This window comes from Planomonospora algeriensis (genome assembly GCF_977012225.1).
Window position 1 is genome coordinate 1 of sequence record NZ_CDRNDK010000675.1, and the last position, 2,591, is coordinate 2,591.

Consider the following 2,591-nt stretch of genomic DNA (forward strand, 5'->3'; position numbering starts at 1 on the left):
TCTGTCCCGGCGAGGTCCGCCCGACGCCGCGCGAGGTGCGGGGAGCGCGCCCGCCCGGTCCGGACGCCTACGGTCGCGTAGGGAGCGGACGGCGCGGCAAACTACTGCGACATGTCATCAATAACCTCGTATGTCGCTCTTGGGGACAGCTTCACCGAGGGCTTGAACGACCACCTCGGCGGCGACCGCTACCGGGGCTGGGCCGACCGGCTGGCCGAACTGCTGGCGGCCCGCGAGCCGGGGTTCCGCTACGCCAACCTGGCGGTCCGGGGCCGCCTGATCGGCCGCATCGCCGACGAGCAGGTGCCCCAGGCCGAGGCCCTGGCGCCGGACCTGGTCTCGCTCTGCGCCGGGGGCAACGACATCCTGCGCCCCGGCGGCGCCCCGACGCGATCGCCGCGCAGCTCGACGCCGCCGTGGGCCGGCTGCGCGCCACCGGGGCCCGGGTGCTGCTCTTCACCGGCTTCGACCTCCGCCAGGTCCCGGTGATGCGCCTGGTCCACCACAAGATCGCCGTCTACAACCTGCACATCCACGACATCGCCACCCGGCACGGCTGCACCCTCGTGGACCTGTGGGCCATGGGCGTGCTCCGCGACCGCCGCGCCTGGAGCGAGGACCGCCTCCACCTGTCGGCCGACGGCCACCGCAGGATCGCGCTGCGCGCCGCCGAGGCCCTCGGCCTGCCCGTCGAGGAGGACTGGCGGGAGCCGTACCCGCCGCTGGGCCCGTCGGTGTGGGCCGAGGCGCGCAAGGAGGACCTGCGCTGGGCCCGCATGTTCCTGGCCCCGTGGGTCAACCGCCGCCTGCAGGGGCGCTCCTCCGGCGACGGCCTGGGCGCCAAGCGACCCGAGCTCGCTCCCGTGCCGATGATGTTGCCTGACCACGGCTGACGCCGGTACTCTTGCGGGCATGCGAAACCCCGGAACCCTTCAGTGGTGGCGCCGCTTCTAGGCGGCGCAGGTTTCGCATACGCGAGCAGAGGGACGGCCGCCCGGGGAGGCGGCCTTTTCTGCGTCCGCCCCCCTGGCATCGGAAAGACACCAACGAGGGGCGAGACTGCAGTGGAGACGAGCGGATATACCACCGCCGGAGGCATCAGGGTCGAGGTCGCGACGGCCGACGTCCCGGAGAGCGTGCTCGACGACGTCGTCGGCACGCTGGGGGAGCGGCGCGGGGGCGTCCTGTCCTCCGGGATGGAGTACCCCGGCCGCTACAGCCGGTGGCACCTGGCCTACGTCGATCCCTGCCTGGAGATCGTGGCCAGGGGGCGCACCGTCACCGCCCGGGCGCTGAACGCCCGGGGCCGCGTCGTGCTGCCCGCGGTCGCCTCCTGCCTGCTGGCGGCGGGCGATCCCGTCTCCGAGCCGGCCGCCGACCGGGTCGAGGTGCACGTCCCGGAGTCGGCGGAGATCCTCCCCGAGGAGATGCGCAGCCGCCGGCCCACGGTCTTCACCGCGATCCGCGAGGTCATCGCCGCGTTCAAGGGCGAGAACGAGCACCTGGGCCTGTACGGCGCCTTCGGCTACGACCTGGCCTTCCAGTTCGAGCCGATCCGGCAGGTGCTCACCCGCGCCGCCGACCAGCGCGACCTGGTGCTGCACCTGCCCGACCGGATCATGGTGATCGACCGCAAGCGGGAGACCAGCAAGGAGTACCGCTACGAGTTCACCGTGGACGGCGTCTCCACGCACGGCCTGCCCCGCGACGGCGAGAGCGTCCCGCTGCCGCCCGCCCCCGCCGAGCTCCCGGCCGACCCCGTCAAGCGCCTACGCCCAGGTCGTCGCCGCGGCCAAGGAGAAGTTCGTCCGCGGCGACCTGTTCGAGGTCGTCCCCGGGCAGGTCTTCCACGCCCCCTGCACCGACCCGGCCGCCTTCTACCGGGGGCTGCGCAAGGCCAATCCCGCGCCGTACGAGTTCCTGTTCAACCTCGGCGAGGGCGAGCACCTGGTCGGCGCCTCCCCGGAGATGTACGTCCGGGTCAGCGGCGACCGGGTGGAGACCTGCCCGATCTCCGGCACCATCGCCCGCGGCGGCAACCCGGTCGAGGACGCCGAGGCGATCCGCACCCTCCTGTCGAGCGTCAAGGAGGAGTCGGAGCTGACCATGTGCACCGACGTGGACCGCAACGACAAGTCCCGCATCTGCGTGCCCGGCAGCGTCCAGGTCATCGGCCGCCGGCAGATCGAGATGTACTCCCGCCTGATCCACACCGTGGACCACATCGAGGGCCGCCTGCGCCCCGGGTTCGACGCCCTCGACGCCTTCCTCACCCACATGTGGGCCGTCACCGTCACCGGCGCCCCCAAGACCTGGGCGATGCAGTTCATCGAGGACCATGAGGCCACCACCCGCCGCTGGTACGGCGGAGCGGTCGGCTACATCGGGTTCGACGGCTCCATGAACACCGGCCTGACCCTGCGCACCGCGCAGATCAGGGAGGGGGTCGCCACCGTGCGGGCCGGGGCCACGCTGCTGTTCGACTCCGACCCCGACGCCGAGGAGCGGGAGACCGAGCTCAAGGCCAGCGCCCTGCTCGGCGCCCTGGCCGCGGTCGGCGCGCGGTCGAGGCGTCGGGCACGGCGGTCAAG

The 2,591-nt window shown here is 72.9% G+C and carries 2 pseudogenes; both read left to right on the top strand.

The window, feature by feature from the left end:
* The first annotated feature begins 111 nt into the window (after positions 1-111).
* Positions 112-893 (top strand): annotated as a pseudogene (locus ACWJ6R_RS34330) (SGNH/GDSL hydrolase family protein).
* 171 nt (positions 894-1,064) lie between these two features.
* A pseudogene (locus ACWJ6R_RS34335) lies at positions 1,065-2,591 on the top strand (anthranilate synthase component I); the annotation flags it as partial.